General features: G+C 38.5%; 11 protein-coding genes and 1 pseudogene. 8 read left to right on the top strand and 4 right to left on the bottom strand.

Annotated elements, in window-relative coordinates:
- Nucleotides 1-52: 52 nt before the first annotated feature.
- Entirely contained in the window at nt 53-2,200 is a 2,148-nt protein-coding gene (gene glgB, locus AVFI_RS16625; RefSeq protein WP_188863638.1) for a 1,4-alpha-glucan branching protein GlgB, read from the top strand.
- Nucleotides 2,201-2,297: 97 nt separating this feature from the next.
- On the opposite strand, the gene AVFI_RS16630 is transcribed toward glgB, so the two are convergent.
- Nucleotides 2,298-2,951, bottom strand: coding sequence for a YdcF family protein (locus AVFI_RS16630; protein WP_005423219.1), 654 nt, complete (start codon nt 2,949-2,951; stop codon nt 2,298-2,300).
- 293 nt (nt 2,952-3,244) lie between these two features.
- Between AVFI_RS16630 and glgC the strand changes: the two genes are divergently transcribed.
- The 3 genes from glgC (at nt 3,245) to AVFI_RS16645 (ending at nt 6,705) form a co-directional block, all read left to right on the top strand.
- Nucleotides 3,245-4,462, top strand: coding sequence for a glucose-1-phosphate adenylyltransferase (glgC, locus tag AVFI_RS16635; RefSeq protein WP_012535032.1), 1,218 nt, complete (start codon nt 3,245-3,247; stop codon nt 4,460-4,462).
- Complete coding sequence (glgA, locus tag AVFI_RS16640; RefSeq protein WP_188863633.1) at nt 4,452-5,915, top strand: glycogen synthase GlgA; 1,464 nt, start codon at nt 4,452-4,454, stop codon at nt 5,913-5,915. Before glgC ends, glgA begins: the two co-directional genes overlap by 11 nt.
- Before the next feature lie 127 nt (nt 5,916-6,042).
- A complete protein-coding gene (locus AVFI_RS16645) occupies nt 6,043-6,705 on the top strand; it encodes a YoaK family protein (RefSeq protein ID WP_005423213.1) in 663 nt (220 codons plus the stop codon).
- A gap of 72 nt (nt 6,706-6,777) precedes the next feature.
- On the opposite strand, the gene sstT is transcribed toward AVFI_RS16645, so the two are convergent.
- Nucleotides 6,778-8,019, bottom strand: a complete 1,242-nt coding sequence (gene sstT / locus AVFI_RS16650) for a serine/threonine transporter SstT (RefSeq protein ID WP_005423208.1) — start codon at nt 8,017-8,019, stop codon at nt 6,778-6,780.
- A 192-nt stretch (nt 8,020-8,211) separates the two neighbouring features.
- On the opposite strand from sstT, the gene AVFI_RS16655 reads away from it, so the two are divergent.
- On the top strand, nt 8,212-9,153 hold the full coding sequence (locus tag AVFI_RS16655) for a chemotaxis protein CheV (protein ID WP_005423206.1): 942 nt from the start codon (nt 8,212-8,214) through the stop codon (nt 9,151-9,153).
- A gap of 359 nt (nt 9,154-9,512) precedes the next feature.
- Here the strand turns inward: AVFI_RS16655 and glgX are convergent, their stop codons facing one another.
- Together glgX and malK are read right to left on the bottom strand one after the other, a co-directional pair.
- On the bottom strand, nt 9,513-11,468 hold the full coding sequence (gene glgX / locus AVFI_RS16660) for a glycogen debranching protein GlgX (protein WP_188863632.1): 1,956 nt from the start codon (nt 11,466-11,468) through the stop codon (nt 9,513-9,515).
- Nucleotides 11,469-11,579: 111 nt separating this feature from the next.
- Nucleotides 11,580-12,689 (bottom strand): maltose/maltodextrin ABC transporter ATP-binding protein MalK, encoded by a 1,110-nt coding sequence (malK, locus tag AVFI_RS16665; RefSeq protein WP_017018810.1) that lies wholly within the window; start codon nt 12,687-12,689, stop codon nt 11,580-11,582.
- 408 nt (nt 12,690-13,097) lie between these two features.
- Between malK and malE the strand changes: the two genes are divergently transcribed.
- The 3 genes and pseudogenes from malE to malG all read left to right on the top strand — a co-directional run bounded on the left by malE (nt 13,098) and on the right by malG (nt 16,920).
- Complete coding sequence (gene malE, locus AVFI_RS16670; protein ID WP_005423196.1) at nt 13,098-14,282, top strand: maltose/maltodextrin ABC transporter substrate-binding protein MalE; 1,185 nt, start codon at nt 13,098-13,100, stop codon at nt 14,280-14,282.
- 144 nt (nt 14,283-14,426) lie between these two features.
- On the top strand, nt 14,427-15,971 hold the full coding sequence (malF, locus tag AVFI_RS16675) for a maltose ABC transporter permease MalF (protein WP_005423193.1): 1,545 nt from the start codon (nt 14,427-14,429) through the stop codon (nt 15,969-15,971).
- 68 nt (nt 15,972-16,039) lie between these two features.
- Nucleotides 16,040-16,920, top strand: a pseudogene (gene malG, locus AVFI_RS16680) (maltose ABC transporter permease MalG).
- Nucleotides 16,921-17,014: the final 94 nt, after the last annotated feature.

Consider the following 17,014-nt stretch of genomic DNA (forward strand, 5'->3'; position numbering starts at 1 on the left):
AGGAGTATTTACGTTGAACTTACTTGTTGAACGTAAAGAAAAGGACATCTACATGCAGCTCGAAAGGGCTGCTTTTTCTGATCCATTTTCTTTTCTAGGTCCACAATATCAAAGCCAAACGACAGCACTACGAGTTTGGCTTCCAGGTGCCACATCGGTAAAAGTACGACTAGCTAACCATGCTGAATATCAATTGCTTTTAGACCCGAAACATTCGGGTGTTTTTGTATTAAATGAAAGCGTTGATATGACAGAAGTTCATTATCAATTAATTATCGATTGGAATGGAACGGAACAAATTCTTGATGACCCATATCAATACCACAATATTTCCCCTACGGATGCGCAAGTTCATACACCAAAAGAGATGTATAACCATTTAGGTGCACATCTATTTAGTGTTGTTCGTGACGGTAAGCAAATTCAAGGTGTGCGTTATTTAGTTTTTGCTCCAAATGCTTCTTCAGCTAGTGTTATTGGCGATTTTAACCAATGGGATGGTCGTCGTCATATTATGCAACGGATAGATAACGGACTTTGGGCGTTATTTATACCTGAACATGCTGTTGGTACTAAGTATAAATTTGAGTTAAAAGGACCAAATGGCGAATCACTTCCTCATAAAATGGATCCTTATGGCGCTCATAATGAGCAGTATCCATCATTTGCATCTGTGGTATATGATCAAACCTCTTATCAGTGGAATGATGTCAAATGGCAGCAAAGACCAGTAACTGAAAAGCAGAAAGAAGCGCTTTCATTCTATGAACTGCATGCAGGGTCTTGGAAGAGAAATGAAAATGGCGATTTCTTAACCTATCGTGAATTAGCTGAGCAATTAATACCTTATATTTTAGATATGGGTTATACGCACATAGAGTTAATGCCAGTATCAGAACATCCATTTTATGGTTCATGGGGCTATCAACCAATTGGGTTATTTTCACCAACTAGCCGTTTTGGTACGCCTGATGATTTCAAATATTTTGTCGATCAATGCCACCAAGTTGGCATCGGTGTTGTATTAGATTGGGTTCCGGCTCATTTCCCATCGGATTCACATGGTTTGGCCAATTTTGATGGAACATCTTTGTTTAATGATCCAGACCCTCGTCGTGGATGGCACAATGATTGGCAGAGCTTTATTTATAATTATGACCAACCTCATGTGCGTGAATTTTTAGTTTCTAATGCATTATATTGGTTTGAGCATTTCCATATCGATGGTTTGCGTGTCGATGCTGTAGCATCAATGCTTTACCTTGATTATTCACGTAATGATGGCGAATGGATCCCTAACTGGGAAGGTGGAAATCATAACCACGGAGCCATCGCTTTATTAAAGTGGATGAACGAAGAGGTGTATTCACATTATCCTAATTCGATGACCATTGCGGAAGAATCAACGGCTTTTCCTGGGGTCTCTGCTCCTACTTTTGCTGGTGGTTTGGGCTTTGGCTTTAAGTGGAACATGGGTTGGATGCATGACAGCTTAAATTACATTAGAGAAGATCCGATTCACCGAAAATATCACCACGATACCATCACTTTCCCGCTAGTTTATGCATTTAGTGAGAACTTTATCCTTTCGCTTTCACACGATGAAGTGGTTTATGGAAAAGGCTCAATCTTAGATAAAATGCCTGGAGATGAATGGCAAAAAACGGCAAACTTACGTGCCTATATGGGGTATATGTATGGTCAGCCGGGTAAGAAATTAAACTTCATGGGGGCTGAAATAGCTCAAAGTGCAGAGTGGGATCATGATGGTCAATTACAGTGGTTCTTAACTCAATTTGAGCGTCACTCTGGTATGCAATCGCTAGTGCGTGATTTAAATAAATTATACACAACAGAGCCTGCGCTTTATCAAAAAGATTGTGAGCCTGCTGGTTTTGAGTGGCGACTACAAGATGAAGCAGAAATGAGTGTTCTAGCTCATGAACGTTTAGGTGATAATGGTGAGCGAATCCTCGTTGTTAGTAACTTTACACCAGCACCAAGAGAGGATTTCCGTTTAGGAATGCCTGTTGCTGGTCAGTATGAGTTGATTTTAAACAGTGATGCTCATTTTTATGGGGGCAGTGATTACTCTGTTATTAGTGAAGTGTCTACAGAGAAGGTTGAGTCTCAAGGATTAGCACAATCTATTGTTATTACGTTACCACCGCTTTCTACGGTCTTTTATCGTTTAAAATAACAAATCACAAGTATGAATGAAAAAAGCCCTAAGTCAGTTTCTGATTTAGGGCTTTTTATTAAAAGAATGAGCAACCTGTTCTTTATTTAAATTGATATTAATTATCGTTAGTCAGTAAATACTCATCAAACCCAAGTTGAGTTAAATTTTCAAATGCTTGCCATACCTCATCAGGTATTTCTTGTGCTTCTTGATAACCTAATGTGGGATAAACTTTTAATCTATGTAATTCACCTAATATAATACTAGCAATATGATCAAATGTAATTTCATCGGTAGGGTAATTGATAAAACTAATATTAGGTGAGCTGATACAGAATTCTATATCATTCCAGTTTTTTAAGAATGTCGCTAATAGTCGACGTTCCATATAAGGCTTCTGAACTAAAAGAAGTGATGAAACCGATATATTTTTTTCTTTTAATAGTGCTTGAGTGAAAAAGATATTTTCACCTGTATTGGTTGCTTTTGTTTCAACGATAATAGCAGAGGAGGGGACTCCCATGTCTTTTGCTACATTTGCAAATGTTTCAGCTTCACTTAAAGTGAATAATCCTTCTGTTGCTCTACCCTGAGCCCCTGAGAATATAAGTAACGGAGCATAACCATCTAAATAGAGTTGGGCTGCATGTTCTGCCACTCTTAGATCGTAGCTACATAAAACAAAGATCGCATCTGATTTTCTAATCTCTTGATTTACAAGGTGATAATCCCAAACTGTTTGCAACTGCTTAAAAAGGCTTACTGCCATATCTACACTTCCTGAAAGCGAATGAGGAGAAATAATTGCACTGAGATAGTTAAGTTTCAATACATATTTTAAAGTACGCATGATTATATAATGGCTTGGTAAAATTATTGTTAACCATTTGTGTTGCATATAGCTTAAAGATTGAGCTGGAGCACAGTATTGAATGAATTCATTTTGCAAGTGAATATAAACGAAACATTTCACAGATTTGTAAAAAATTTATGTTAACTTAATCTCAAAATAAAGAATTCAAGAAATTCTATCTATATTAATAATAATCTCAGGGAGAACACATGGCTGGTGTATTAGGGATGATTTTGGCTGGTGGCGAAGGCTCACGTCTACGTCCATTAACGGAATCAAGAACAAAACCTGCAGTACCATTTGGTGGCAGTTATCGCTTAATTGATTTTGCATTAAATAATTTTGTAAATGCAGATTTAATGCGAATTTATGTATTAACTCAATTTAAATCTCAATCGCTTTTTCAACATATGAAAAAAGGTTGGAATGTGAATGGAATAACCGACCGTTTTATTGACCCTGTTCCTGCTCAAATGCGAACAGGTAAGCGTTGGTATGAAGGAACAGCTGATGCAATATATCAAAATATCAGTTTTATAGAATCAACAGATCCTGAACACGTATGTATTTTTGGTTCTGATCATATTTATAAAATGGATATCCGCCAAATGCTTGATTTTCATAAAAAGAAAAAAGCAGCATTAACGGTATCAGCACTACGCATGCCTGCAAAGGATGCCTCTGGCTTTGGTGTTATTGAAGTTGATGAACATGGCAAAATGATCGGTTTTGAAGAAAAACCATCAAACCCTAAATGTATTCCTGGTCAACCTGGTATCGCTTTGGTATCAATGGGTAATTACATTTTTGAAGCAGAAAGTCTTTGTAAAGAATTGATCCATGATGCGGCGCTTGAAGACTCTTCACATGACTTCGGTAAAGACATCATTCCTAAAATGTTTCCTGAAGGCAATGTTTACGTTTATGACTTCAGTACGAATCATATTACTGGCGAGAAGAAAGAAGTTTATTGGCGTGATGTGGGTACGATCGAGTCGTATTGGGAAGCTCATATGGACTTATTAAAGAAAGATGCACCATTTTCTTTATATAATCGTAAATGGCCGCTTCATACTTATTATCCACCATTACCACCTGCGACTTTCTCTGATTCAGATAATGGTCGAGTGCAGATCATTGATAGTCTCGTTTGTGGTGGCAGTTATATCCGTGGTTCACGTATCGAAAAGTCAGTACTGGGTTTTAGAAGTAATATTGCATCCGCTTGTGATATTAGTGAAAGTATTCTGTTAGGTAATGTAAAAGTCGGTAAAGGCTGTGTTTTGCGCCGAGTGATTGTCGATAAAGGTGCGGATATTGCTCCTGGAACTGAAATAGGTGTAAACCTTCAAGAAGATAAGAAAAAATACCACGTATCAGATGAGGGTATTGTTGTTATCCCTAAAGGAGAGAGAGTTGGTTACTAAGACGCTATCAATTGTATTTGTAGCATCTGAAGTTGACGGGTTAATAAAAAGTGGAGGCTTGGCAGATGTTGCCAAGGCTCTGCCTAAGTCATTAAAAGAGCAAGGGCATAATGTTCAGATTGTTATGCCTGCTTATAAGACGATTGCTGGTCGAGATGATGCTGAAATTATTCTAACGACGCAATTAGAGCATTGGCCTCATACTGCATATCAAGTTAGATCACTTAGTATTGATGGAATTTCGGTATTTGCCATCGAATCTGGAGATTATTTTGAACGTGCTGAGATGTATGCTGAAAATAATCAAGCCTATGCTGATAATGGCGAACGCTTTGCTTTCTTTAGTGCGGCGACATTAGATCTGCTTCCTAAATTACTGAATAAGAAACCTGATATTATTCATGTAAATGACTGGCATACAGGGCTCATTCCTTATTTATTGAAAAAACGCTATGCGGAAAATGAGTTTTACCATCAAACCCGAAGTGTGTTATCCATTCATAATGCAGTGTTTAAAGGTATTTTTCATTACGATGAAATTGCTTGTTTGTCTGAATTTAAGTCTCATTTTGTTCCAGAAGCGTCGATAAGTCATACGCACGTTAGTATGCTCAAGGCTGGGGTTCAGTGCGCCGATAAGATTAATGCGGTTAGTCCGAATTATGCAAAAGAGTTACTTACTGAGCTAGGGTCTCATGGCATGGCAAGTGACTTTCAAGATCGCGAATCAGATTTGATTGGGATTTTAAATGGCTGTGATTACAGTGAATGGAACCCAGAAAAAGACAGTTACATTCCTAAGCAATTTAAAGTAAATCGAATAAGTATGGTTCGAGGTAAAAAGGCATGTAAGGCTGCATTGCAGCAAGAAGTATCATTACCTCAAAAAGACGTTGCTATGTACGGTATGGTTTGTCGTTTGACTAATCAAAAAGGCATTCAGTATTTGTTACCTATCTTAGAGCAGTTTCTGAAAAACGATTTACAGCTTGTCATTGTAGGTACAGGAGACCCCGTACTTGCTGCTCGTCTAACAGAGATAGCACAAGAGCATAGTGACAAGTTTGCGTTTGTTGAAGCGTACGATAATAAACTTGCGCATTGGGTAGAGGCTGGTTCCGATTTCTTTATCATGCCATCAGAGTTTGAACCTTGTGGCTTAAATCAGATCTACAGCATGGCTTATGGTACTTTGCCAATAGTTCGTGAAGTAGGAGGGTTGAAAGACAGCGTCAATAACTACGATGATGATATTGAAAATGCGACAGGATTTAGCTTTAAAAATCCTGAACCTATGGAGTTATTACTTGTGCTTATGCGCTCGTTATTGCTTTATAGCCAAAACCTCAATGAAGTAAAACGTGTCCAATTGCATGCTATGAAACAAGATTTTTGCTGGAATAAAGCGGCACTAAAATACATAGAAATGTATCGAACAGCTATAAATAGTTAATAAATAATCAAAAATGAGTTAACTTTTAAAGGAAGGCGTAATGTCTTCCTTTTTATTTTGCGGTAGATCATGCACATTTTGATTCTAAGGTATAGAATAACGCTCTTTACTGGCTAGGTAATGTATCGTGATTTCAAAACTTCCTAAATGGGTCGAATACGGCACCTTCTTTCTCGCTTTATTAGCAGGCATTACAAATTCTGTTGGTTTACTTGGTTTCCAACATCAATCTATCTCACACTTATCAGGGACTGCGACATTATTAGGCACTCAACTACTTGGGTTTAATGATACGACTTGGCACTTATTATTTATCATTATTAGCTTTATTCTTGGGTCTTCATTAAGCAGTTTGATTGTCGGTTGTTCAGCTTTAAAGCTTGGTCGTCGTTATAATTTTGCTTTAATTATTGAAAGTGGATTGTTGTTTGCTGCAATGATTGTTCTTAATGAAGGCAGTCAGTGGGGGCACTATTTCGCTTCTGCTGCGTGTGGTTTACAGAATGGTTTGGTTACGACGTATAGTGGTGCGGTTGTTCGAACGACACATGTAACTGGTGTATTAACCGATTTAGGTATCATGCTTGGAATGAAGCTTAAGGGAGAGCCTATTCACCATCGTCGACTGGCTCTATATCTTTATATTGCATTTGGTTTTATTTTTGGTGGCACCATTGGTGGGTATTTTTATCCAATTTTAGAAATTAATACGTTAGCAATACCTGCGACACTATGTGCTTTATTAGCCATGTCATATTCCATTTATTTGTATCAACACAAAGAGATTTAGGTTGGTATTTTAATATAAAAATGGCCGCTCAAACGAGCGGCCATTTTTTTATGCGTTTTTATAAACCAGTGATTAGTTTGTTGGTTGAACTAGTGGCTTGTATGGATTATCTGCTTTACGACACGCCGCTGTGGTGAACAGTACATCTGTTGAACTGTTTAGAGCCGTTTCTGCTGAATCTTGTACAACACCAATGATAAAGCCGATAGCAACAACCTGCATCGCAATGTCGTTTGAAATACCAAATAAGCTACAAGCCAATGGGATTAGTAGTAGTGAGCCACCAGCAACACCTGATGCACCACATGCCGATACTGCAGCTACAAGGCTTAGTAATAATGCTGTTGCTAAGTCAACCTCCACACCTGCAGTATTTACTGCAGCAAGCGTTAGTACTGTGATTGTGATAGCAGCACCTGCCATGTTGATGGTTGCACCTAGTGGGATAGATACAGAGTAAGTATCTTTATGTAGGTTAAGACGCTCACATAATGCCATGTTAACTGGGATGTTTGCCGCAGAGCTTCGTGTGAAGAATGCCGTTACACCACTTTCACGTAGGCATAAAAATACTAATGGGTAAGGATTACGACGAGTACGGATATAAACGATCAATGGGTTTACGATTAAAGCGATGAACGCCATTGAACCAAGTAATACTGCTAATAGGTGAGAGTAACCAGCAAGTACAGCAAAACCGGTTTCAGCAAACGTGTGAGATACAAGGCCAAAGATACCAATTGGTGCAAAGCGGATAACAACCGTTACGATTGCAGAGATACAGTTTGATAAATCAACAAAGATTTTTTTTGTCGCATCAGATGCAGAGTGTAAACCTAAGCCTAGGGCAACAGCCCAACCAAGAATACCAATAAAGTTACCCGTCATTAGTGCATTGATTGGGTTATCAATGATTTTAAATAATAGGGTATTAATGACTTCAACAATACCTTCTGGAGCGGTATTGGTTGCTGCGTCGATAACAAGAGTTAATGTGGTAGGAAAAAGAAAACTCATTACAACAGCAGTTAATGAAGCGCAGAACGTACCAACAAGATATAATACGATAACTGGTTTCATATTTGAGTTCTGTCCACGCTTTTGGTTAGCGATAGAAGCAGCAACAAGAATGAATACAAGTATTGGAGCAACGGCTTTTAATGCACTAACAAATAGTTCACCAAAAAGTCCTGCAGAGATAGCTAGGTCTGGCGCTAACGTAGCGAGAGCCACACCTGCGATAATACCTATTAAAATTTGTATAACGATGTTTGTATTCATCATACGAACGAGTAATGGCTGGGCTTGCGACATAAAAATTCCTTTAATTTAGTACAACACACACCTTATCTGGTGCTTATGCGAAGAATAGTAACATTATTGTCTATTTTTTTGCACTAACTTGTTAAAGACATCTCAAATCTGCCGATAACCTATATATTAAAGTGTTATAAAAATCATCGCCGTTTATTTTGACGGCACTATATTATTAAGTGAGCTATATCTATGAGTGGAATGTTAAATAGCGTTGATCAACGTACCCAGTTAGTGGGTGAAAATAGATTGGAATTGTTACTTTTTAAACTTAATACCACTCAGATTTTTGCAATTAACGTTTTTAAAGTAAAAGAGATTTTAAAGGTTCCTGCATTAACCAAATTACCGGGTTCACATCATCATATATCAGGCGTAGCAAGTTTACGTGGTGAGTCAGTGCCTGTTATCGATCTGCGTGGCGCCATTGGTATGAGACCGATGGGGAGTGAAGAAGAAACCAACTTAATTATTACCGAATATAACCGTACCACTCAAGGCTTCTTAGTTGGACAAGTACAGAACATTATCAATACAACGTGGGCAGACATTCAACCACCACCAAAAACCGTAGGTCGCAATAATTTTTTAACTGCGCTTACTCAAGTTGAAGTTGAACCAAATACAACACGTATTGTTGAGATTATCGATGTCGAAAAAGTATTGGCGGACATTATTGATTATGACATTACTATTTCAGAAGGTGTGTTAGATGAACGCTTAGCTGCTCACATGCATGGCAGAAAAGTACTTATTGTTGATGATTCAAGTACTGCTAGAGCTCAAGTTCGAAATACATTACAACAATTAGGACTTGAAGTGATCGAAAGAAGTGATGGTCGCCAAGCTTTAGATCTATTGAAAAGTTGGTGTGATGAAGGCAAAAACGTTAATGATGAAATATTATTGATGATCACTGATGCCGAAATGCCAGAGATGGATGGTTACCGATTAACTCATGAAGTGCGAAATGATCACCGTATGAATGATTTATTCATCACATTGAACACATCATTAAGTGGCAGCTTCAATGATGCAATGGTGCAAAAGGTCGGTTGTAACCGCTTTATTTCAAAGTTTCAACCAGATTTGATTGTGGGTGTGGTGCAAGATCGTTTGGCTGAAATTATCTAGCAGTAAAAGCGATACCTTTATAGAAAAATGTACGCATTGTTACCTTTATGTGTAACGGTGTGACAATAATGGTGTATTTTGATATAATTTTGACTGTTCCATGACATTGGGGCTACTAAGAACAAGAGACTTTCTCTTTTACACACCATTTTGAATAAAGGTAGATTGTTCGTATATGATCTGGATAACATCCAAATTAATAATTACGTTGACGGTTTTAGCGTATAGGACATATCACAAAGGACGTGTAAAATCTGAGGTTAAGCAAGACGATTAATTTCAGCTTAGTTACCAAAAAGGAGGCTATTTTTAGCCTCCTTTTTTATTATGTACCTTGTTTGATGCTTATTTTATTTGTTTCATTTACTGCAGAATACAGCGATAGAAAGAGGAGATAAGCTGTAATCAAAAACAATCGGTTTTGGTTTTACTTTGGAATATTGAGTATCACAGACTAAAGACCAGTTCGCTTGTTTAGTCAGTTTAGGGAGAACAAATCGAGTCGGTATGTTTGATTGATTAATCATAATTAACAACTCTTTTTCACCATCGTAAATATTCAAATGTAAGCACAGTGATTTTGCTCCATGCCAATCGCTATGTGTCATGGTTCGTCCATCAGGTGTATACCACTCGACTTTTTGATGGCTTCTTTTTGAACCGCTAAAAGCATTAATGATTGGAACAATATGTTTCTGTCTTGCATGAATCATATCAGAAAGCCAGATCTTAAATTCTTGCGCAGTTGGATCTAAATTCCAATTAACCCAGCTAATTTCACCGTCTTGGCAATAAGCATTATTATTACCTTGTTGTGTATGCGAGCATGCATCTGCAGCTAGAAGATGTGGTATTCCAAAACTAAATAATAGAGTAGTCATCATATTGCGCTTCTGTTTTTCACGTAACGCAATGATTCTAGGGTTTTCTGTTGGTCCTTCTACACCGTAGTTATCGGAGCGATTATCGCCATGGCCATCACGATTATTTTCACCGTTAGCATGATTATGACGATTTTTGTAGCTCACTAAATCTTGAAGGGTAAACCCATCATGGTAACTTACGTAGTTAACGGGTAATTTGTGAGGCCAACGAGAGGCACTAACAAGATCACGAGAGCCCATTAAACGTGTTGCCATGGATTTTAAGTAGTTTTGTTCGCCACACCAAAAGCTTTTTGTTGTGTCTCTGTATTTATCGCTACACTCATTCCAACCATCTGGAAATTCTCCCACTTGATAACCATTAGGACCTATATCCCAAGGTTCAGCAATCAGCTTTGTATTTTTTAAAATAGGGTCTTGAGCGACAGCTTTAAAAAAGGCGTTATGGGGATTAAATTGATCGTATTCACGGCCTAGGGTTGCGGCCAGATCAAATCTGAAACCATCAATATGATAATGTTCAACCCAATATCTTAATGTGTCCATTATTAAATTGAGGCTAGGCTGGTGCGTGATATCTAGGGTATTACCGCAACCTGTATAGTTGGTGTAATTACCATTGTGATGTAAATAATAATCTTGATCTAAGCCTTTTAAATTAAAAGTACAGCCTCCGTTACCACCTTCAGCCGTATGGTTATAGACCACATCTAAAATGACTTCTATGTTGTTTTTATGTAGTTCTCTAATGGTCGTCTTTAATTCAGTAACCGCATCATTAATCGCATATCGAGGGTCTGGAGCCATGAAAGAGAGGGAGTTATAACCCCAGTAATTCACCATACCCATTTCAAGTAGGTGTGGCTCATGCATACAAGCAGCAATAGGGAGAAGTTGAACACTCGTAATCCCTTGCTCTTTTATATGAGCAATCGTTGCGGGATCAGCCAAACCTAAATAAGTACCACGAACATTTGCATCAATATTTGGGTTTAAAAATGTAAAACCCTTTACATGGGTTTCGAGTAAAATGGTTTCTGCACGAGAGATCATTGGCATAGTAGTGTTCTGCCAATCAAAATCGTCGTTAACAACGATAGCTTGCGCTAGGGACCAACTTTGTTTTGCTGTATATGGAACTTGGTAGTTGGGAATGTTTTTTAAAGCCTTAGCGTAAGGATCAAGCAGTAAAAGATCTTCTTCGTTCTTAATGATTTTAAAACCATACACGGCACCTTCTTTTATCCCTGTAAGGTGTGTGTATTTTATTGTGCCGTATTCTTCTGTAAAGGAGTGCTCGGTATAGCTACCATCTTCTTTGAATATAATAAGAGATAAAGGGAATGCTGAATCATGATGAACAGCAAAATTGCATCCAGTATTAGTTAATGTTGCCCCTAAAGGGAAGGGAAAAGCTTGATGTGTGTTCACAATATTCCTCTCATACTAACACCAATTTACTATTAGTTTATTAAGTATAGTATTGGCATAAAACAACAAAAGCCCAATACATTGTTGGGCTCTTTTTATTCTTTGTTTTTGTTATACGCCAGCTTCTTTATAGAGTCTTTGGCATGCTTTTCCATCGTTATGGAATAAATGGCAACGATGAGCTGGTATACCAACGGAGAATTGTTCTCCTGCTTTTACTAGAGCAGTGTCAGGAACACGGTATATCATATCCGCATCACCATCTTCTATTGTTAAGTAGATTTGTGTTTCATATCCCAATTTTTCAACGACTAAAATATCTCCATCGATGACAGCATCGCCATTTTCAGCAGGGACTAAATGCTCAGGACGAATACCTAAAGACATGCGTTCGCCACGTTTTACGTTTGAACCATCAACGGGGATCCAGAATGAAGCCCCATTTTTAAATTGAACTTTAACTTGACTTTTCTCAACTTCTTCAATAAAGACGCTAATAAAGTTCATTTTTGGAGACCCAATAAAGCCAGCAACAAAGCGGTTTTTAGGGTAATGATATAACTCAAGAGGTGCGCCTACTTGTGATACGTAACCACCATCGAGTACGACAATTTTTTCTGCCATTGTCATTGCTTCAACCTGATCATGGGTTACGTAGATCATGGTGCAGCCTAGCTTTTTATGCAGTTTTGCAATTTCAATACGCATTTGAACACGTAGTGCTGCATCAAGGTTGGATAAAGGCTCATCTAAAAGGAACACATCAGGTTGAGAAACTAAAGTACGTCCAATGGCAACACGTTGACGCTGACCACCTGATAACGCTTTTGGTTGGCGTTCTAATAAGTGACCTAGTTGCAGAATATCGGCTGCATGATCAACACGTTTTTTGATTTCATTTTTGTCTGCTTTTGCCAATTTAAGGCCAAAAGACATGTTATCGAATAGGTTAAGGTGAGGGTATAGTGCATAAGATTGGAAGACCATGCCGACACCTCGTTTAGACGGTTCAACATCATTCATGCGTTTATCACCCATGTATAGATCGCCTGAGGTAATGTCTTCTAAGCCTGCAATACAGCGTAATAATGTAGATTTACCACAGCCAGATGGGCCAACAAATACAACAAACTCACCAGAGTTGATATCTAAGTCTACATTTTTCGAGATCTTAACGTCGCCGTAGGATTTGCAAACGTTGCGTAAAGTGACACTCGTCATTGTGTCCATCCTCATTATTCAATTTTAAAAATTCGTTACCAATGGAATTGGCTTTATGACTACATTCTTAAGCAAAACATGGGTTGAGTCATCCTCCTCCTCTGTTTTTTTTCTGGGGGAGTAGGGGGGAGGAGTACTTGGATCACGTTTTTAAACTAATTAGATGGAGTTCAAAGTTTTTTTAAATTTCAATGTGAACGCGATCTCATTTCAACTTGGTTTTGTGAACTTACACTACACATATCACGATGGAGATCACGCTTTTGGTTGGCTACTAAAAAGGCGTAGAGAGTAGGAGGATGAATAAGAGTGATGAATTGATGAAAATACACCTTGAGAATTGAATCATCATCTACTTTAACTTCAACCCTACCGATGATTCATTAATTATAAAAGGAAGGATTCACAATGAAAAAAGTCCTCAGTACTGTCGCACTATGCACAATGGCAGCTCTTGGTTCTATTAACGCTTCTGCTGCAATTGAAGAAGGTCAATTAACGATTTGGGTAACGGGTGATAAAGCTTACGAAGGTATGGCTGAAGTAGGTAAACGTTTTGAAGAAGATACAGGAATTAAAGTAACTGTATCGTTCCCAGACAAAGCAGAAGAAAAATTTGCACAAGTAGCAGCAGCAGGCGATGGTCCTGACATGATTTTTTACGCACACGACCGTTTTGGTGGCTTTGCTGAAGCGGGTCTATTAGCGGAGATTAAACCTTCAGAAGAGTTGAAGTCTGAAATCGTTGATTTTGCATGGGATGCAGTAGAATACAAAGGTAAAACAATTGCCTATCCAGTAGCGATTGAATCTGTATCTCTTATTTACAATAAAGCTCTTATCAAAAATCCACCTAAAAACTGGGAAGAAATTCCAGCTTTAGATAAGGAAATGATGAAGAATGGCCAAAAAGCGATCATGTGGCCACTTCGTGGCGGCGCTTATTTTACTTGGCCTTTATTAGCTGCTGATGGTGGATATGCCTTTAAGAAAACCGCTGAAGGTTACGACATTAAAAACGCTGGTGTAAACCAAAAAGGCGTTCAAGATGCAATGACGTTCATCGAAACCATGGTGAAAGACAAAACCATTTCGGCAGATATGGATTATTCAGTTGCAGAGTCTGAATTTGTTAAAGGCAATGTGGGTATGATGATCAACGGTCCTTGGGGCTGGGCAAACATCGAAAAAGCGGGCATTGATTATGGCGTAACGACACTGCCTAAATTCCATGGTCAGGCATCTAAACCATTCGTTGGTGTATGGGTTGGTGGTATCAGTGCAGTATCTCCAAACAAAGATTTAGCCGTTGAGTTTTTTGAAAGTTACTTGCTAACGGATGAAGGTCTGAAAAGTTTAAATGACGATAAACCTCTAGGTGCTGTAGCTTTAAATTCATTCCAAAAGCAACTTGATACCGATTCTCGTATTGCTGCGACGATGAATAACGCAATGAATGGTGAAATCATGCCAAACATTCCTCAATTCACTACTTTCTGGTACAGCATGGAAGAAGCATTAGGTAACGTTGTTGACGGTCGTCAAATGGTGACTGATGCACTGGCTGCTGCTGAAAAACGCATGACTAAATAACACCTTATTAGTCATACAATTAGGAGTGGAGTTCGCTTCTCTCCTAATAATAACGAATCATCTCTTCTTTAATATCCACATAAGTAAGCCTATTTTATCTAAGTGGGCTTACTAGGTTGGTATTTTTAAAAGGTCTTGAAGCTTATGACAACAGCAGTTGCTTCTCAAACGAATTATAAATCTGTACTGAAATGGGGGATTTTATCTGCCGTAGCAGCACTGAATGGTTACGTTTGTGTTCTTATGTATTCTCGTGGTGAAACTGCATTTGCAATGTTAACACTCGTATTAACGGCACTCGCAGTTTACGTGTTTGGTAGTAAAAAGAATTACGCTCACCGTTATACCTATCCGGGTATCGCAGGGATGATTTTATTCATTATTTTCCCATTGGTTTATACGGTTGGTTTAGCATTTACAAACTACAGCGCAACGAACCAAGTCACCCTTGAACGAGCACAAGCTGTGCATTTAACGAAAACATACCAAAGCGGAAAAAGTTATAGTTTTCAGTTAATGAATCAAGGGAATGGTTATGCGTTAACGATTAAAGACTCTGGACAATTATTTGCAACAGAAACCTTTAATTTAGCAGAGGCCGTTGAGCGTAAATTGGAATTAGCTCCTGTGGATTCTGTTAAAGGCAAAAAAGCAACAATTAAGCAGATTATTGCTAAGCGTCCAAATTTAAACCTTATCACGCTTTCTTTGCCATCAGGTGAAGAGATCCAAATGAGTGGGTTACGTAAGTTTGCAGCGGTTGGGCCATTGTTTGTTATGCAAGAAGATGGCGAAACGCTCTATAACAATAAAACAGAAACGTATTTTAAAGCAAATCACGATACGGGTTTTTATCAAGAAGTCGATGATAACGATGTCTTTGTTGGAGACCCAATTTCACCTGGCTTTATCGTTAATGTGGGGGGCGCAAACTTTGAGCGTATTTGGAAAGATGATGGCATCAAAGAGCCTTTCATTAGTATCTTTATTTGGACAGTAATTTTTGCAACTTGTACTGTTGTATTTACGCTTGCGATCGGCCTAGTGCTTGCCGCAGTTGTACAATGGGAAGAGTTAAAAGGACGTGCCGTTTATCGTTTATTGTTGATACTCCCTTATGCGGTACCAGCGTTCATCTCTATCTTGATTTTCCGAGGCTTGTTTAACCAAAGTTTTGGTGAGATCAATATGCTATTAGACAGCATGTTTGGTATTCAACCAAATTGGTTCTCTGATCCGTTCACCGCAAAAGTGATGGTATTGATTGTAAATACTTGGTTAGGTTTTCCATACATGATGATCTTATGTATGGGGCTATTGAAGTCTATACCTGAAGATTTGTATGAAGCATCAGCCATTGATGGTGCTGGACCGCTTCAAAACTTCTTGAAGATCACGGTTCCTATGATGGTGAAACCATTAACACCATTATTAATTGCGGCATTTGCTTTTAACTTTAATAACTTTGTAATGATTGCCTTATTAACTAAAGGTGGTCCAAACATGATAGGTACAACAGAGCCTGCGGGTTATACGGACTTATTAGTAAGTTATACCTACCGAATAGCGTTTGAAGGTAGTGGTGGTCAAGACTTTGGTCTGGCAAGTGCAATAGCGACGTTGATCTTCTTACTAGTAGGTGGTTTGGCACTACTGAACCTACGTTTTACAAAATTATCAAATAATTAATGTTTGAGTAGCTATTTATCCAAAGTGATATTTAGCTGCTTAACTTCAAAAAATAAGGATTCATTGATATGCCAATGGTTCAAGGAAAAAACTTAAAATATCGCGTTTGGGCAACACACATTGCAATGTGGATTTTCTTAGCAATGATCATTTTCCCATTATTGATGGTTATTACGATTTCATTCCGTGAAGGTAACTTTGCAACAGGCAGTATTATTCCGGAAAGTCCATCGTTAGAGCACTGGAAACTTGCACTAGGTATTGCCGTTGAGCATGCTGATGGCTCAACCACTCAGCCTCCATTCCCTGTGTTAACTTGGTTATGGAACTCAGTTAAAATTGCAGCTATCAGTTCTGTATTAATTGTCGCTTTATCAACAACCAGTGCTTATGCCTTTGCCCGTCTGCGTTTTAAAGGTAAAGAAACACTACTAAAAGGTATGATGATTTTCCAAATGTTCCCAGCGGTATTGGCTTTGGTTGCTCTGTACGCCTTATTTGATAAGTTAGGTCAGTACATACCATTCTTAGGCTTAAATACGCATGGTGGCTTGATCTTCGCCTATCTTGGTGGGATCGCAGGACGATCAAGGGGTACTTTGAAACGATAGATGGTTCGTTAGAAGAAGCAGCCGCATTAGATGGTGCTACGCCTTGGCAAGCTTTCCGTCTTGTTTTACTGCCATTATCTGTTCCAATTTTGGCTGTTGTATTTATTTTGTCATTTATTGGGGTAATTACTGAGGTTCCTGTAGCATCTTTACTACTTTCTGATGTAAACTCATACACATTAGCAGTTGGTATGCAACAATATTTATACCCTCAGAACTACTTATGGGGTGATTTTGCGGCCGCTGCAGTATTATCAGCATTACCTATTACATTGGTTTTCTTACTAGCTCAGAAGTTCCTCGTAGGTGGTTTGACAGCCGGTGGTGTAAAAGGATAACGATAATTATACGGACCCGTACATTTTTGGGCAGGGTCCACTGCGTGAAGAGCTTTATGATGGTTTGGTCGCCGATCGGTAAAGTGTTCAGCGC

Source organism: Aliivibrio fischeri ATCC 7744 = JCM 18803 = DSM 507 (assembly GCF_023983475.1).
Taxonomy (GTDB): Bacteria; Pseudomonadota; Gammaproteobacteria; order Enterobacterales; family Vibrionaceae; genus Aliivibrio; species Aliivibrio fischeri.